Source organism: Mucilaginibacter achroorhodeus (assembly GCF_007846095.1).
GTDB lineage: Bacteria > Bacteroidota > Bacteroidia > Sphingobacteriales > Sphingobacteriaceae > Mucilaginibacter > Mucilaginibacter achroorhodeus.
The window spans coordinates 219,343-234,590 of sequence record NZ_VOEI01000002.1; the positions used below are offsets into that span (position 1 = coordinate 219,343).

A 15,248-nucleotide genomic window follows, 5' to 3' on the forward strand; every position below is an offset into this window, starting at 1 on the left:
TACTAACCTGCAGATAACCTGATCCGCCTTTTTTTCTTTCGCTTCGTGCGTTTCAGTTCCCAATCCATCGCAGCCGTCTGCTCGCCGTCCACGATCAGGGCATCAGTGAATCGCGAAACACCATGATCAACATGAGCTATTTCCTGCGACCCGGCGCAATCTCCGGTCGCATTCCCAACACCTTCCCTACCCGGCTGGCCGGCCCCCTCAGCAGTTACCACAGTTTGTTTTTTTCCCTCACCGGTCATCCGATCAGTGCAGCGATCCAGTATGGCCTTCGCGCTAAATCCTTTGCCCAATTCGTTTCCATTAAACACGACTTTTTGTTCGTGATCGACAAAGGTCAACCCATATATGACCCCTTGTGGATTTTGGCGAACGACCAGATCGATACCCTTTTGGCGCAGTGCAACACTTAGTGCATCAATGGAGTTTACATTTGTCAAGAAAGCCATGCTGATCATATTACTTACCCGGCTTTTACGCCCTGTTTTCAGCGGCTCATTCTTTATAAACTTTTCCCTTAAGTTTTTTAAAGTCGGCTTGCCGGCAAAGTCGCTTGCTTTGATCGGCACACCGACCTTCTCGCCCTGACCATCCAGCATTCGGAATACCAGGCCCTGATGCTGTTTGATCCTGGAGTCTTCGGTACCGGGATCGGCCACCAGGTTATACAATCCCAGTACTGCATTGAGTTGTGCCAGGGAAGAAAAGCAGTATTGATCTGTGACGACGTTGATGATGCTGCTCATTGTTTTTTTCGTTTCCATTCTGCCGTAGCGCGCACGCCGCACATCGACCGGTTTAAAGCGAAGCGCAGCATCTTGCTGTGCGTTTACAGCCTGAACCAGATCATATTTCAATTCGATCTCCTCACGTGCTTTTTTGGACTGATTACGGCCAAGATTATGCATATGGATGGCGGTACCATCCGCTTTTATATTGGTTGTCAGTAGGTGGATATGAGGGTGCCCAGCATCAAAATGCTGGTATAACAAATAAGGCTGACCGCCAAAACCTATTTTCTCCAAATAGTTGGCTGCGATCTCTTTGAGCAATTCTTCGGAGGGCTTTTCCGACGGGTGAAAATTCAGGGAGACGTGGAGGGTATTTACCTTCGTCCGCTGGTTCAACGTCGTCAACATTTCCAGTCGGCGCAATTTCTGGTGAAAGTTCAGATCAGCTGCCTCCATTGGATAAAAACCGGCGTCCAAACACGCCGCAAAACCGGTCTTCACCTTTTGCTCGTTATAGTTTAAACACGCTCTTAAACTCCGATGCGTATGCACTACTGCAACCATTGGGCGCTGATAGAATTGATCTTTGACCGGACCGCTCCGAACAGTTCAAAATACCGGTCGCGATCCGAATTGAATTGCTCCAACCAGGCCTGCATGTGCTGGGAATGATCTGTCCTGTTCAAGCGGTGGACCGCCTGGTTAAAGTTCACGCCGATCGCATGCAGTTCCCGTCGCAAAATGATCAGTTCTTCCAGCAATTCATCCGCTGATCTGTTGCGCTTGTAGACCGTGATCCGCTTGCCGAACAGCAGCCGCCGCACGAACTCGGAAAGCTTCCTGATCGTACTGCCCTTCCAGCTCTTTTCCAGCTCACTAAACTCATCTTCTGTCAGGCGTAAACCGATGATCCGCTTACGCCCCGCTGCTGAATACTTATCCCGCTCACACATCTTAATCCTCCAAAAATCCTATTCATTAGATAAAAACCAGAAATCAAAACCCAACAACAAACTTAAAACTTACCAAGATCCGGCATTCACCCGCCCCCGAGTTCCGAGGAAGGGCGGCCAGATCCAGTTGTTGTTAAACAACTGTACATCTGGCCGCACGCAAAATGAGCGTGCTTAAAGATTTATCCGGTGAGGGAAAAAATCTAAATCAATCCAGAAAAACTTAAAAGCTAAATAGTCCGCAAGCCGAGTTTTTGTCGCAAACGAGGTATTTCTCCACCGTGCACCAGCCATTCATTCAAGTCTTTAAATTTCTCATAAATCCCGCTTCGGTCAATGAATCGGGAATCTAAACCCAAGGCGTAGTCCCGGTAAGCCAACCCGGTGACATCCCTGTCGAGCCATAGGTTGATGTGCTCGTGCGTCATCAAGAAAGGGATCGCGCGGTCAAATAAACCTGCACCATTAAGCACCACATGGTCAACCGCACGCGATGGCTCGCCAGGGTGGATACTACAGTAAGATAGGAAGTCCATAAAGCCTTCAAAAACATGCACGGAACGGGCGCCGTTACCCAGGCAAGTAATGTCTTTCGGCGAGGAACTTTGCTTGAATTTTTTATTGCGTATCTCCCAACCCCCGGCATCATTTTGAAAGCCGATACCATAATAAGCATGGCCCTCAATCTCGTAAGAAACTTCCTTGCAAAAAATAGCTGCTACCGACAAAGAAATGCATCGGTCATGCAAATAATTTTTGATCGGATAGGCATACAATGGCCGTACTTCTTTAACCACCAATTTGCTGTCCATTTCAACGCGTCCTTCATGCAGACATCGATCATATTTGACCAATGACGGCGTATCATTATAGCTCGCGAAACGCTCCAACAATTCCGGCAATGAACACCGGTAATATCGAAGGCAAAAGTCAAGCGGATTACCGCCGGCCATCAGCCCGAAATCAAACCATTCGTTGGTCAACAAATTGACGTGGAAACTAGCTGTCCTTTCATTGCGCAAAGGCGACAGGTACCAAAAGTCTGTATTGTTTTTACGGTGCTTGACCACCGGGTATCCCATAGCATCCAGAAGTGCCGGCAAGTCCAGTTCACGGATCCGTGTTAACGACTCCACTTTATTGTCATTCCTTTCCATCCCTTATCCTTTACTGTTAACAATAATCAAAAGTAGAACACGCAATTAAAATTCGCCCATCCTCCCCAAATATTGGGTAGGATACTTACATCGTAACCAACGACCTTTGAGGTAATAATTAATTTTAAAATAAAACACTTATGGCAACGACAAATGTGTTAGGGACGGTGTATGAGACCCTATTGTGCAGTCCGGGAATGAATGAAGCGATCAAACTGGACCTGAAGTTAAGCCGCAAAGCGGTTCTGCTATTGAACAGTTTAATACAGAACGGACTGGAGAATGACAGCGAAGGAAAGGAACTCCTTGCATTTATTCCAGGTGAAGACAAGGAAGAATTGCGAGCTTTCGTAGATGAGTGCCTTAAAAAAGCCGGGCTTAAAGAACTGAACGAAAAAATGAAAGGTTTGGTCAGTAAATAAAATGACACCCTTTGGAAGACCGGCGTTGATTTCACCTACCGACCGGAAGAGGACCTGATCTATCAAAATAAGAAGTCTCCGAACACTCGCTGCAGGAGACTTCAACCTAAACCTTATCACAATGTAAATGCAAGGCGCACTTACGTTATCAACAAAGATAATGATTTGGCTTTTAAACCGGGAAAAATAAATCCATCGACTTACTTTTTGAGCGCCTGTCCGGAAGCTTCAAAATCATGCGACCTATTTCTATTTCCGGAGACCTAAGCTTACAAGAACATAATAGCTGAAACAGCAACTGCCTTTGTTTTGTGTCGGCGCAGGAAGGCGTCAGCCGTCTGCGCAGGCGAAGCGTAACCAAAACAACGGCTGTTGCAACAGCGCAAAAAGCGGGTGAACCGCAGCTGTGTGCGCGCAGCGCCTAAAGCGCAGGCGAACCGGCTTTTCCGCAATGGATGAAGACAGATCAAAATTGTATTTTCACCTGTTGTGCGCGGTCTATAGTGAGCTCTTATTTTCTATGACGTCAATCACCCTCCTGCTCACCCGGATCATTTAACCTTTCAATATATTGACGAAAGTTTTTACCGCTGTTTCAGAAGCCAGGATAAACTATATCATCAGGTCAGCCGCGCCGCTACCGTCAGCACCAAGCTCGCAATATGTCAACATAGACTTCCCTGTATCATTAGGTGGTTTTACTCATTGGTTCTTATAATTCAAAACAACGAGGTCTGTTCAGCAGTCGGCGGATCATCCTGTCCATATTCCGGCAGCTTCTTGCCCCAGTCATAAAAGCCATTGGGGACAATACCATCCGGTTTAGGTTTCCGGCTTCGGATGGAATAAACAGGGTGATGTGCGATAGCTTCTGAAGGCATTTCGAAATGAAAGAACTCGTCCATATCATCATCACTCAGGTCATCCAATACCCATGCCTTTTCCATTTCGGGCGTTAAAAACAAGGGCATGCGATGCCTGTTGTCACCAGAGTTATGGATCCACCGCATTTTTTCATTGGCATGCCGGGTGATCATCGTAAATGTGGCCATGTTATACAGTTCTCCTGTGTGTTGATCAACTTCCTGACTAACCTGATAAAGCGCTGGTACATAAAATCCCTTTCGCCCTTCCAGGCTGATATGATACGGGATCTTGTTCTTGTATCCCTTGACTTCCCGGTGCTCATAAATGCCTGTCGCTGGTATAAGACAGCGATTTTGACGTATCCGGTGCCAATATGACTTCTTATCACCGATGATGCGTTCAGAACGTGCGTTGACCATATTCGAGCGCTGCAATTGCCGCTCCCGCGGATCTTGTATCCAGGTGTTGATCACCCCCCAGCCCATATTGGCCAGCACCAATGCCTTACGGTTGACGACGATCGGATAAGTTGGCAAAACCTCGCAGGTCACATGGATCATGTCATTCGGATAGTGAGCAGGATCTGGGGCTAGTTGAATACCCTTAAAATCCTCTGTGATCACCTGTATCTCGGAATGAAAGCTGATATCCCTGCACATAAAAATTGAAATATAAATTACTTGATCATGTCGTAAAAAAGAGCGGTGTGGCTTTGTTCACCGGAGGTTATCTCAGCTTTTAAACGACCATATTCTACAAATATACGGACATCAAAATGATCCTCCTTTTTCATTTTAATTCCATGAATGTAAGTCGAAACTGCCTTCTGATAAGCTTTCTGCAAACGCTGCTCATGCTTTTTATCTATGGTGCCATTGAAGAACAGATTAATACCCGATCCTGTTTTAAGCAGCTTCAAAACCGACCGGTAATGATCCGTCAACAAAAGGTTTTGCATTTTACCTTCCTTGCTGCCGAGTGCCGTCTCATGGTAATGCGCTTCAGATTCAACAGCATAAGCAGACAACAAAAAAGTTTGCTGCAAGTGCATTCCAGGCCATGGGAACCGCTGGATGACCACAAATGATCGACCAGCAGCCATCAGTTTAGTGACAGTGTCCTCCCTGATCCGTAAAAAAGGATTATAAAACAAGTTATCAGCCATTTAGCTAACGTTAAAATTTATTTTCAAATATAAATTAATTGCTAATATTTTTAGTATTAGTTTTGCATGACGTTTCTTGAACGGAGAAATAAACAACTTAAGGTAATCCACAACTGATCGTTTTTAAGCGAAGAAATTGATGTAAAATGCGCACAGACCGCCAGATCATTCATATGGACCAAGACGCTTTTTTCGTGTCCGTCGAGGTCCGGAAAAATCCCGAACTGAGGGGCAAACCCGTGATCATCGGCAGTCTATCAGACCGGGGCGTTGTGACATCCTGCAGCTATGAGGCCAGGAAGTTCGGCATCCATGCGGCAATGCCAGCACGTATGGCCAGGATGCTTTGCCCGCACGGCGTATGGGTACGCGGTAATATGGACGAGTATTCCAAAGCTTCCCATGAGATCACTGAAATCCTAAAGGAAAATGTACCGCTTATTGAAAAGGCCAGTATCGATGAGCACTTCATCGACATGACCGGCATGGATAAGCACTTTGGTACGCTCAAATATGCCAGGGAACTCCGTGTCAGGGTCATGAAAGAGACGGCCCTACCAATCTCTTTCGGCCTTTCTGTCAACAAAACGGTTTCTAAAATGGCTACAAATGAGTGCAAACCTAACGGTGAACTAAATATTGAAAAGCCCGTAGTACAGCCTTTTTTGAACCCACTGTCAATAAGAAAGATACCTGGTCTGGGCGAAAAGTCATTCATCAAATTGAGCGACATGGGCATCAGGCGGATCTACGAGCTGGCGCAGGTCCATCCTGAATACATGAACAGTATTTTAGGGAAGAACGGGATTGGGCTATTGCAAAAAGCCAAGGGTATAGATGATTCACCGATCATCCCTTATCACGAACAAAAATCCATCGGTACGCAAAGTACATTTAAGAATGACAGTATCGACCTGACATCGATCAACCACTTGCTGACCGCTATGGTGATGGACCTTGCTTTTGAGTTGCGTCAGCAACACAAGCAAACTGCGTGCATTACTGTCACCATTCGTTACTCAACACGTGAGGACGTGACCAAACAAGCTAGTATCCCTTACACTGCCCTTGATGCACCGCTCATCACAAAGGCCAAGGAACTTTTCAGACAGGCTTACCAGAAACGGCTCCTGATCCGCCTCGTCGGCATCCGCCTGTCAAACCTGGTAAACGGATTTGAACAGATCGACCTTTATGCCGGATCTGAACAACAGTACAGCCTTTGCCAAGCGATGGACAGGATCCGGAGAAGGTTCGGGCCGGACGCCATTAAACCCGCCTCTGTGATCAACCTTGATATTTGAATCTCATGTACCTGAATGTCCATTCTCAATATAGTCTGCGGTACGGAACCATGTCTATCCCGGCTTTGGTCGAAGAAGCCATATCAAGTGGCGTGACGCAGATGGTCCTTTCTGATATCAATAATTCCACCGGTATCATGGAATTCATGCGCGAATGCAACGAAAAAGGCATTAAGCCCATTGCCGGAATGGAATTCCGGAAGGCTAAGCAGCTGTTGTACTTAGGTATCGCCCGCAACAAAGAAGGTATGAAGGAGTTAAATGATTTCCTCACCGAGCATAATTTGGAGCAAAAACCTTTGCCGGACACTGCCCCAGAATTTTTAAATGTTTATACGGTATATCCTTACGGTAAGCATCATGGAAGCCTAAAAACAAATGAATACCTCGGCATTCGCCATGAGCAACTCAACAGCTTGTTTGGAAAAGACCTGCGCAATATCAAGGAAAAACTGCTTTGCCTGCAACCCGTCTTCATCAACGACAAGATCGAATACCGTTTGCATGAATACCTACGCGGCATCGATCTCAATGTTGTACTTACGGAAGTGACGGAAGCAGATAAATGCCAAAAAACAGATCGTTTTTTTCCGGCTGGTGAATTGGAAGCCAGGTTTTCCAGGTATCCCTTTATTCTCGATAATACCCGTAACCTGATGAACTCCTGCGTCATGGACTATCCGAAAGGACGTGTCAACCTAAATCGCCGTACCTTTACGGGTTATAAAAAGAATGACCGGGAACTTTTGGAAAAGCTGGCCTTGGCCGGAATGGAATACCGTTACGGCAGATCCAACAAGCAAGCGCTTACGAAGATCAAGCATGAACTGAAAGTGATCTATGAGCTCGATTTCTGCGCTTATTTTTTGATCACCTGGGATATCATCCGTTACTCCGGTTCGCAGGGTTATTATCACGTTGGCCGCGGTTCTGGCGCCAATAGCATTGTGGCTTATTGCCTGAAGATAACCGACGTTGATCCTATCGAACTCGATCTCTATTTCGAACGGTTCCTCAATGCGCAGCGCACCTCACCTCCGGATTTTGACATCGATTATTCTTGGGATGAACGGGAAGATGTGCAGGATTACATTTTCAAACGCTATGGCAGCCAACATACCGCATTGCTCGGCACCATGTCGACGTTCAAGGACCGCAGCATTATCCGCGAGATCGGCAAGGTTATGGGCCTGCCTAAAACGGAGATCGACGGTTTTACTGATCAGACACGGGCGGCAATTAACCAAAACAATACTACCTTTCAGAAGATCGTCGCTATTTACGAACGCATGGCCAATATGCCCAATCAGCGTTCCATACATGCCGGCGGAGTTTTGATCACAGAAGAACCGATCACTTATTACACCGCGTTGGACCTGCCGCCTAAGGGCATGGCCACCGTACAATGGGATATGTATGAAGCCGAGAAAATCGGCTTTGATAAGTATGATATCCTTAGCCAGCGCGGCATCGGCCACATCAAAATGGCTGTCAAACTCGTGGAAGAGAACCAGCAGCGCAAGATCGACATCCATCAGGTCAAGGATTTTATGAATGACCCAAAGGTGAACTTCAACCTCAGGACCGGTAATACCAAGGGCTGTTTCTACATCGAGTCGCCCGCTATGATCCAGCTCAACCGCAAGCTCGGATGTGACAGCTATCGTGTCCTGGTCGCCGCCAGCTCCATCATCCGTCCGGGCGTTGCCAGTTCGGGCATGATGGCTGAATACATCAGGAACCATCACCATCCGGACAAGGTCAAATACCTCCACCCGGTAATGGAAGAACGATTAAAGGACACTTATGGCGTCATGGTCTACCAGGAAGACGTCATCAAGATCTGTATCCACTTTGCAGGTATGGACGGCGCGGACGCTGACATCTTAAGAAGGGGTATGAGCGGCAAGTACCGATCTAAGAAAGAATTTGAACGTCTTGTAGAACGCTTCCACGAAGAAGCTAAAAAACTTGGTCGCCCGGATCATATTGTCAAAGAAGTTTGGCGGCAGGTATCCTCTTTCGCAGGTTACAGCTTTTCCAAAGCACATTCTGCCAGCTTTGCCGTTGAAAGTTATCAGAGTTTGTACCTCAAGACCTACTTTCCGAGGGAGTTCATGGTTGGCGTACTCAACAATTATGGCGGGTTCTATGACCGTGCCCTTTATGTGCAGGAATTGCAGAAATGTGGCGGCATTGTTCACCTGCCCTGTGTCAACCACAGTGACAGCCTGGTGAACATCAGCGGCGCAGATGTTTATCTCGGCCTCGTCGGCATCCATGGCCTCAATGAAAGGTTTATCGAGCTGGTCCCCGAAGAGCGAAGGACGAACGGCCCGTACACAGGTCTCGAAGATCTTGTCAAGCGGACAAACATCGGCCTCGAACAGGGCATTATCCTCATCCGGGTCGGTGCGCTGCGGTTCACTCATAAAAGCAAAAAAGAACTGTTATGGGAGATCCACCTGCTGATGGGCGCCAGAACAAAACCCGGCAACATCAATACCGAACTTTTCACTATCGATGCAAAAAACTATGCGCTGCCGGTACTCGTCAATACGCGACTGGAAAATGCTTATCACGAGCTAGAGCTACTTGGATTCCCATTGAGCATGACTATGTTTGAGCTGCTGCAAACCGGTTACCGGGGCGACATCATGGCGAATGATCTGATCAATCATATCGGACAGACGATCCGCATGGTCGGGCAATATGTCTGCGAAAAGACCGTGCATACCAAGAAGAACCAGCGGATGTGGTTTGGTAATTTTCTTGATGCCGAAGGCAACAGTTTTGACACTGTTCATTTTCCGAACCATACACCTATGTATCCTTTTCGGGGTAAGGGCTGTTACCTGATCCTGGGTAAGGTCGTGGAAGAATTCGGATTTGCTAGCCTGGAAGTGCTCAGGTTTGCTAAACTACCCATATTGCCTAACCCAGTTATTTCCTAAAAAACGACATCATGGAAAGGATAACCATCAAATGCCGGCTCAGCGGCGAACAAGCGGAAACCGAATTGCAACTTGACCGAAAAGCGATGCCGGGTGAACCTGGTCCTTCTTTCATGGTGACCAGCGAAGGCTACTTTAAAGGTTATATCACCCGTCAAAGCAACAGGGTCTACTATGCGATCGGTGATACTCATTTCACTGCACAAGACCTTACCATTATTGGTGAACACCTCAATAAGAAAATTCGTTGATGTAGATATCGCTGTGTACAATACATCCCCACCCAAATCCTGCGGATCTTCAAGTTAAAATAAGCGCACCTGCTCTGTTGCCCCATTGCGTTGCTCTTCATATGCCCGGATCATGGTCAGGATCGCTGCGCCATAGCGGTTAGTCTTTTCCGGCCCTACCCCTTTGATCCCACTCAGTGACTTGAGTGTCTGGGGTAGTTTTGCGGCGACGAGGGCTATTGTCTGTTCAGTGAAAAGCATGCTGCCCAAGATATTTTCTGATTGTGCTGTCCGTTCCCGCCAGTTCATCAATTGTTCCAATAGCTCTTCATTAGGTCTGGCGTTCAGTTTTTTAAGCAGGGAGTTACTTAACTTGGTACTTTTACGCCGTGTTTCCAAATAAACACTCGTGCTAAAAGTCGCTGAGCTGAACTGCTCAAGCAGGGCGCATCTGTCAATTATCCACTGAAGGAGCTGATCGGCATCAGCAGCCAGTTCCCTGGAAGTTCCGACAAGGCCCGGCAATCCCGGCTGCAGTGCAGCGGTCATCAATTCCAGTTTTTCCTTAAAATAGTTTGAAGCTTTACGAATACGCTCGTCCGAATACATAGCCAAAGCAGCCGACATTTTTTCAGCAACCGACAGTATTTCGGTTTCTGCGTTCGGCATCAGTTCCTTAAATTTCAGTACGTGCTCTTTCCAGGTGCTGAAATTAAAAAGTTCGGACAACAGGAAAAGGCGGTATTCCTCCTGGTGTTGCACAAGGGTTTGCCTGTTCGCAGACAAGTGAACGGTTTGTGCATTAAAGCGCAGTACTGCGGGATCGGCAATTACGTTTCTCATGGTGACCGGGCTACGCAACACCAGCCCCTCCAAGGAACGACAACGACTCAGCGCAACGTAAGCCTGCCCATGTGTAAAAGCTTCGCTAACATCAATAATGGCCCTGTCAAAGGTCAAACCCTGGCTTTTATGGACCGTAATGGCCCAGGCGTGTTTCAGGGGGATCTGCGCAAAACTACCGGCATTGTCCTCGCTGACGGTATCGCCGGTCAACTCGTACTTAATATTCGTCCACTCTACCGCCTGTACTGCCAATTCCTGCCCGTTAGGGCTAGTGACATAGACCGTATCTGTCTCCAGCCTGGTAACGGAGCCGATCTTACCATTATAATACCGTTTTTCCGCTGAACTGTCATTTTTGACGAACATGACCTGTGCACCTACCTTTAGTTTCAACATGGTATCTGTCGGAAAGGCGTCTGCCGGAAATTCACCCCGAACGACCGCCCTGTAGCTTATTTCGTCACCATCTAACGCCCCAAGCCTCTCAGCATTTAATTCCTGAACCATACGGTTGTGGGTACTTAGTGTAATAAACGGTTGATCAGTTCCGGGTATAAAGTCCGGGATATGGCGGGTGTTTAATATTTCAAGTGCGGATTCACTTATCTCCTGGTCGCGAATGGCATTTAATATTTTCACGAAGACCGGGTCACTTTGGCGGTATACCGTTTCTAACTCGATCCGCACAAAGGTGTGTTTCCTCAGGACCTGGCTGCTAAAGAAATAGGGAGAATCGTAATAGGGCCGTAGCAATGGCCACTCTTCCATGCGAATGATCGGGCTGAGCTGTGCCAGATCTCCGATCATCAGCAACTGAATACCACCAAAGGGAAAAGTATTGCCCCTGAGGTTGCGCAGGATCATGTCGATCTGGTCGAGGACATCCGGCCTGACCATACTGATCTCGTCAATAATCAGCAGTTCCAGGGTTTGTAAGAGTTCCCGCTTTTCAGGATCATACTTATTTTCCGGACCTTCGGCAAGCCCGGGAAGCAAGGGGCCAAAAGGCAATTGGAACATAGAATGTATCGTCATTCCGCCCGCATTGATCGCGGCTACGCCGGTCGGCGCAACAACAGCAAGCTTTTTTGTCGAGGTCTGCCTGATCTGCCGTAAAAACGTCGTTTTACCTGTTCCTGCCTTGCCCGTCAAAAAAACCAGGGCATTGGTCGAATCGATATAAGCATTGGCCAAATCCAACAATGCATGCTCCATTATGCAAATCTAAGCATTACATGATCGGCTGAGCAGGTAATATTTTTCTAAAGTTGATCAATTAAAAGATTTTGTATGAAAAAGGACCTTTCTGACAAACCTTCAATCGGAAACGTCTGCATAAAATAATTCACTTTGGCTATTGATTGGCAATAAAGTTCCCCCAACAGCGTACTGATGACACCAGACTGAACACCGGATGCAATTAATAATAATCTTTGATCTTAGCCATGAGCTTTTGCAGTACTTCTAGGGTAACTTCAATATCATGCGCCTCTACTTTGTAGGTACTCGAACGTGCACTTTTCCAGGAAAACGTTTCCATGCGGTCAGTTGACAGATAAGGGACGATATGCCGCAACAGTTGGCTGAACGACTTGGCCGAGCATAGTCGTATCTCATCTGCAGCTTTCAACAGCAGCCCGATCTGGTCTACGCTAAGATTGCATAACACCTTTATGGACGCCTTATCTACATTTGCATTTTCCTTCAGACCTTTTAGCTGGCTGGCAAAGCGCCAGGAGATCTCTGCTTCTAAAGTTTCAAGGCCATTTAAAATGTCCGATGCCAAACCGTTCAATGATCTGTCGTCATCAATTGCCGATACAAATGCGCGAAGGTCACTGATCAGGTAACTGAGGTTTTTGAGATAAGCGCTGATGACCGCTTCGCTGTTGTCCATATAATTCCTTTTAAATACATCGGCTTTGAGCTGCTGATAGACCATTCTGATCTCTTTTAAAAAATACTGCCGGATGTTTTCGGCTTCCTGCAGATTCGGGTGTTCATCGGCTGACAAATTTAGCAGATCATCAACGACCTGATCTAACCTGGCAAATGGGTAGCTTTCATTTTCCATATAAAGAAGATTACGAATTGAAGGACAAATTTTAAAACGACACAATAATCTACACAAACTAATAGTTAATAATTGTATAAATATTAACTGCAAGGTAACTTTAAGGTATTTGCGAATCACTGACGTAAATCAAAAAAAGCATGAATGCGGATAAGCTGTTGAACCTGTTAAATTTTATTGCCCCTTTCAGTGCTGCTTTGGATCAGCGTTTCCGCGATACGCTCAAAGAAGAACATCATCAAAAAGGATACTTGTTACTGCGTGAGGGTGAGACCTCCAGAAAAATCTATTTTATCAACAAAGGTTTCGCACGTGCTTTTCACTACAATGGGGACAAGGAATGTACTACCTGGTTTATGGGTGAAGGCGACCTGATGATCTCTGTTTACAGCTTCTATACCCAGCAACCTGCACCGGAAAATATCGAATTGCTTGCAGATAGTGCACTTTTATCCATGACATGGAACCAGCTTCAATCCATCTATGCAGATTTTCCGGAATACAATTACATTGGTCGCATCGTCACTGAAAAATACTACATGATGTCCGAGGAGCGCACCATTATCCTGAGGACGATGTCTGCCGCACAACGCTACAACCTGTTATTGAAAAAATATCCGCAGGTATTGTTGAACGCAAAGCTAAGCCAGGTGGCCAGCTTCCTCGGGATAACGCCGGAGACGCTTAGCCGGGTGCGCGCCCGAAAGACTGTTTTGACATAGATCAATTTTTTCACCAACGTTTAGCTTATGAACAGACCCAATATTGACAGGATAAAAAGTTTGATGTGTTATCTATTTTACATTTCGATCTGTATGACCTCCTGTAAAAAAGATATTGATCAGCAAACACCTGACGATAGTTTTAGCATTCTGCCCCGGGAAGAAGCGCAAACCTGGTTTGAAAAATACACTGCTAACAACGACGGGGCGTCCCGAAATATGGCAGACGATAACCTGACGCGAAAGCCATTAAACATAGACTGGGGGCGATATACCTCTGCAGCGACAAATGAGCTTTCTTATGGCTTGATCGCCTTAGAAGGAAAACTTAAAAGTCATGGTTACGCCATCGGTTATCGTAAGTTGCTGATCACAAAAAAGGAAGGCGATCTTCATGCCTATATCTTGGAGATCTTACCGGATGCGCTTTACCTACAGCGGAAAGGAAGCGCTACAAGAAAGGATTTTTACGGCAGGATCTTCTTTTATGACACCAATTACCATTTGATCAAAGGGTATATCTATATCAATGGGCAGGTAAGCGGCGAGATCAAACCTTTGGAAAGTGATCGAAAGGAAAGCAAAGCGAAGAACCAAAGCATTGGGATCGCCCTCACTCCCGTTCAGGAGATCTGCAGCTGGAACGAAGACAATTATGTTAATGCTGATGGAGAGGTCGTGGTTTTCGCTTCAAGGCAATGCACCTATTCCGTCATTTCTGACGGGCTTTCGGATGCCGGAGGCCCATCCGGATCCGGCGGCGATTATGCGGGCGGTGGTGGTGGATCCGGCGGAAGTTCCGATAGCGCGCCGCCCGTTGCTGATCTTCCGGGTGAAAACAACTCCAGGATCGACCCCAAAGCGTATATGAGCTGTTTCGGATCACTGCCCGACATCGGTTCTAAAATGACCATCACGGTCTATGTTCAGGAGCCTGCGCCGGGGCTTCCCTTCAATGTCGGCACCAATTCCGTTGGCCATACTGCAATCGGATTGACAAAGACCTATAACGGACAATCTATCACGCAAGTTATCGGTTTCTACCCTGACGCGACCGGCAAGGCAAAAATGCATGCACCATCCAAGATCCTTGATAATAGCGGTTTGTCTTATAATGTCAGCATCTCCTATCCGATCATCGCGTCGGAATTTTCCAAGATCGTGAATTTTGTCAGCAACCCGCCGGATACCTACGACCTGACCCAGTATAACTGCACCAGCTTTGTTTACAACGCCTGCCTGGCCGGTGGTATCAAGCTACCCGACCCGAACGGCAATATGGGACTTGGTATGACCGGCATGATGCCTTCTGCTCTCGGCAATTCTATCCGTAGCGTCGGAAACGCCGGAAATGCCAATGTTAACGGCGGAACCGTTGGGAAGAACCATGGGCCATGTAATTAAAAATTCGCTATGAAAAAACTGATCTTACTAACAGCCATTGGTATCGTGCTGATCGCGAACTTCACTCCTATCTCCTATTTGCTGGACGAGGGATATGCCTATACGAATTACAATGGCAAGTTTAAGTTTAAAGAAGAAGGCAGCGGGCATGATTTCAAAATGGCTAAAACACTGTATAAGTGGTATTTAGAATCACATCCAGATGACGCAAAGATCGACCCAAAGCTATACCGTACCTTTAAAATCAAGCTTTGGCATTTTTGGGAATGGCGTGCAATGATCTTTGACAAAGAGCGATATCAATTACCATACCGACCACCTCAGGTCAAGAAGTGACCATCAGATCTGTGCATTCCCGCGTAATCCATCCGTCCGTTTTAATTGACTGGTCAGATCTCTTTTGATGGTATTAA

General features: G+C 46.7%; 14 protein-coding genes. 7 read left to right on the forward strand and 7 right to left on the reverse strand.

Features of this window, described 5'->3' with window-relative positions:
- Nucleotides 1–2 precede the first annotated feature (2 nt).
- The 3 genes from FPZ42_RS06910 to FPZ42_RS06920 all read right to left on the reverse strand — a co-directional run bounded on the left by FPZ42_RS06910 (nt 3) and on the right by FPZ42_RS06920 (nt 2,847).
- Complete coding sequence (locus FPZ42_RS06910; protein WP_146269765.1) at nt 3–1,301, reverse strand: relaxase/mobilization nuclease domain-containing protein; 1,299 nt, start codon at nt 1,299–1,301, stop codon at nt 3–5.
- Nucleotides 1,289–1,690, reverse strand: coding sequence for a plasmid mobilization protein (locus FPZ42_RS06915; protein WP_146269766.1), 402 nt, complete (start codon nt 1,688–1,690; stop codon nt 1,289–1,291). The genes FPZ42_RS06910 and FPZ42_RS06915 overlap by 13 nt, the downstream gene beginning before the upstream one ends.
- 230 nt (nt 1,691–1,920) lie before the next feature.
- Nucleotides 1,921–2,847: a toprim domain-containing protein gene (locus FPZ42_RS06920; RefSeq protein WP_146269767.1), complete on the reverse strand. Its 927-nt coding sequence runs from the start codon at nt 2,845–2,847 to the stop codon at nt 1,921–1,923.
- 140 nt (nt 2,848–2,987) lie between these two features.
- On the opposite strand from FPZ42_RS06920, the gene FPZ42_RS06925 reads away from it, so the two are divergent.
- Nucleotides 2,988–3,269, forward strand: a complete 282-nt coding sequence (locus FPZ42_RS06925) for a hypothetical protein (RefSeq protein ID WP_146269768.1) — start codon at nt 2,988–2,990, stop codon at nt 3,267–3,269.
- A gap of 719 nt (nt 3,270–3,988) precedes the next feature.
- On the opposite strand, the gene FPZ42_RS06930 is transcribed toward FPZ42_RS06925, so the two are convergent.
- Both FPZ42_RS06930 and FPZ42_RS06935 read right to left on the reverse strand, forming a co-directional pair.
- Entirely contained in the window at nt 3,989–4,795 is an 807-nt protein-coding gene (locus FPZ42_RS06930; protein WP_146269769.1) for an SOS response-associated peptidase, read from the reverse strand.
- Between the two features lie 17 nt (nt 4,796–4,812).
- A complete protein-coding gene (locus tag FPZ42_RS06935; RefSeq protein WP_146269770.1) occupies nt 4,813–5,301 on the reverse strand; it encodes a hypothetical protein in 489 nt (162 codons plus the stop codon).
- Nucleotides 5,302–5,447: 146 nt separating this feature from the next.
- Between FPZ42_RS06935 and dinB the strand changes: the two genes are divergently transcribed.
- The 3 genes from dinB to FPZ42_RS06950 are packed head-to-tail and all read left to right on the forward strand — an operon-like array spanning nt 5,448 to nt 9,810.
- On the forward strand, nt 5,448–6,605 hold the full coding sequence (dinB, locus tag FPZ42_RS06940; RefSeq protein WP_146269771.1) for a DNA polymerase IV: 1,158 nt from the start codon (nt 5,448–5,450) through the stop codon (nt 6,603–6,605).
- Nucleotides 6,606–6,610: 5 nt separating this feature from the next.
- Nucleotides 6,611–9,559 carry a DNA polymerase III subunit alpha gene (dnaE, locus tag FPZ42_RS06945; RefSeq protein WP_146269772.1) on the forward strand — a complete coding sequence of 983 codons (2,949 nt, stop codon included), beginning with the start codon at nt 6,611–6,613 and terminating at the stop codon, nt 9,557–9,559.
- 11 nt (nt 9,560–9,570) lie between these two features.
- Entirely contained in the window at nt 9,571–9,810 is a 240-nt protein-coding gene (locus FPZ42_RS06950; protein WP_146269773.1) for a hypothetical protein, read from the forward strand.
- 54 nt (nt 9,811–9,864) lie between these two features.
- Here FPZ42_RS06950 and FPZ42_RS06955 read toward each other — a convergent pair whose 3' ends face one another.
- Together FPZ42_RS06955 and FPZ42_RS06960 are read right to left on the reverse strand one after the other, a co-directional pair.
- Entirely contained in the window at nt 9,865–11,850 is a 1,986-nt protein-coding gene (locus tag FPZ42_RS06955; protein WP_146269774.1) for an HRDC domain-containing protein, read from the reverse strand.
- 205 nt (nt 11,851–12,055) lie between these two features.
- Nucleotides 12,056–12,709: a hypothetical protein gene (locus tag FPZ42_RS06960; protein WP_146269775.1), complete on the reverse strand. Its 654-nt coding sequence runs from the start codon at nt 12,707–12,709 to the stop codon at nt 12,056–12,058.
- Between the two features lie 140 nt (nt 12,710–12,849).
- Between FPZ42_RS06960 and FPZ42_RS06965 the strand changes: the two genes are divergently transcribed.
- The 3 genes from FPZ42_RS06965 to FPZ42_RS06975 are packed head-to-tail and all read left to right on the forward strand — an operon-like array spanning nt 12,850 to nt 15,171.
- Nucleotides 12,850–13,431 carry a Crp/Fnr family transcriptional regulator gene (locus tag FPZ42_RS06965; RefSeq protein ID WP_146269776.1) on the forward strand — a complete coding sequence of 194 codons (582 nt, stop codon included), beginning with the start codon at nt 12,850–12,852 and terminating at the stop codon, nt 13,429–13,431.
- A gap of 27 nt (nt 13,432–13,458) precedes the next feature.
- On the forward strand, nt 13,459–14,835 hold the full coding sequence (locus tag FPZ42_RS06970) for a hypothetical protein (RefSeq protein WP_146269777.1): 1,377 nt from the start codon (nt 13,459–13,461) through the stop codon (nt 14,833–14,835).
- 9 nt (nt 14,836–14,844) lie between these two features.
- Complete coding sequence (locus tag FPZ42_RS06975; RefSeq protein ID WP_146269778.1) at nt 14,845–15,171, forward strand: hypothetical protein; 327 nt, start codon at nt 14,845–14,847, stop codon at nt 15,169–15,171.
- Nucleotides 15,172–15,248 lie beyond the last annotated feature (77 nt).

Excerpts from the sequence above, each read along its gene's own strand:
- dnaE (WP_146269772.1), top strand. The coding sequence starts at position 6,611 with ATGTACCTGAATGTCCATTCTCAATATAGTCTGCGGTACGGAACCATG.
- dinB (WP_146269771.1), top strand. The coding sequence starts at position 5,448 with ATGCGCACAGACCGCCAGATCATTCATATGGACCAAGACGCTTTTTTC.
- FPZ42_RS06915 (WP_146269766.1), bottom strand. The coding sequence starts at position 1,690 with ATGTGTGAGCGGGATAAGTATTCAGCAGCGGGGCGTAAGCGGATCATC.
- FPZ42_RS06960 (WP_146269775.1), bottom strand. The coding sequence starts at position 12,709 with ATGGAAAATGAAAGCTACCCATTTGCCAGGTTAGATCAGGTCGTTGAT.
- FPZ42_RS06935 (WP_146269770.1), bottom strand. The coding sequence starts at position 5,301 with ATGGCTGATAACTTGTTTTATAATCCTTTTTTACGGATCAGGGAGGAC.
- FPZ42_RS06955 (WP_146269774.1), bottom strand. The coding sequence starts at position 11,850 with ATGGAGCATGCATTGTTGGATTTGGCCAATGCTTATATCGATTCGACC.
- FPZ42_RS06950 (WP_146269773.1), top strand. The coding sequence starts at position 9,571 with ATGGAAAGGATAACCATCAAATGCCGGCTCAGCGGCGAACAAGCGGAA.
- FPZ42_RS06925 (WP_146269768.1), top strand. The coding sequence starts at position 2,988 with ATGGCAACGACAAATGTGTTAGGGACGGTGTATGAGACCCTATTGTGC.
- FPZ42_RS06975 (WP_146269778.1), top strand. The coding sequence starts at position 14,845 with ATGAAAAAACTGATCTTACTAACAGCCATTGGTATCGTGCTGATCGCG.
- FPZ42_RS06965 (WP_146269776.1), top strand. The coding sequence starts at position 12,850 with ATGAATGCGGATAAGCTGTTGAACCTGTTAAATTTTATTGCCCCTTTC.
- FPZ42_RS06910 (WP_146269765.1), bottom strand. The coding sequence starts at position 1,301 with ATGGTTGCAGTAGTGCATACGCATCGGAGTTTAAGAGCGTGTTTAAAC.
- FPZ42_RS06920 (WP_146269767.1), bottom strand. The coding sequence starts at position 2,847 with ATGGAAAGGAATGACAATAAAGTGGAGTCGTTAACACGGATCCGTGAA.
- FPZ42_RS06970 (WP_146269777.1), top strand. The coding sequence starts at position 13,459 with ATGAACAGACCCAATATTGACAGGATAAAAAGTTTGATGTGTTATCTA.
- FPZ42_RS06930 (WP_146269769.1), bottom strand. The coding sequence starts at position 4,795 with ATGTGCAGGGATATCAGCTTTCATTCCGAGATACAGGTGATCACAGAG.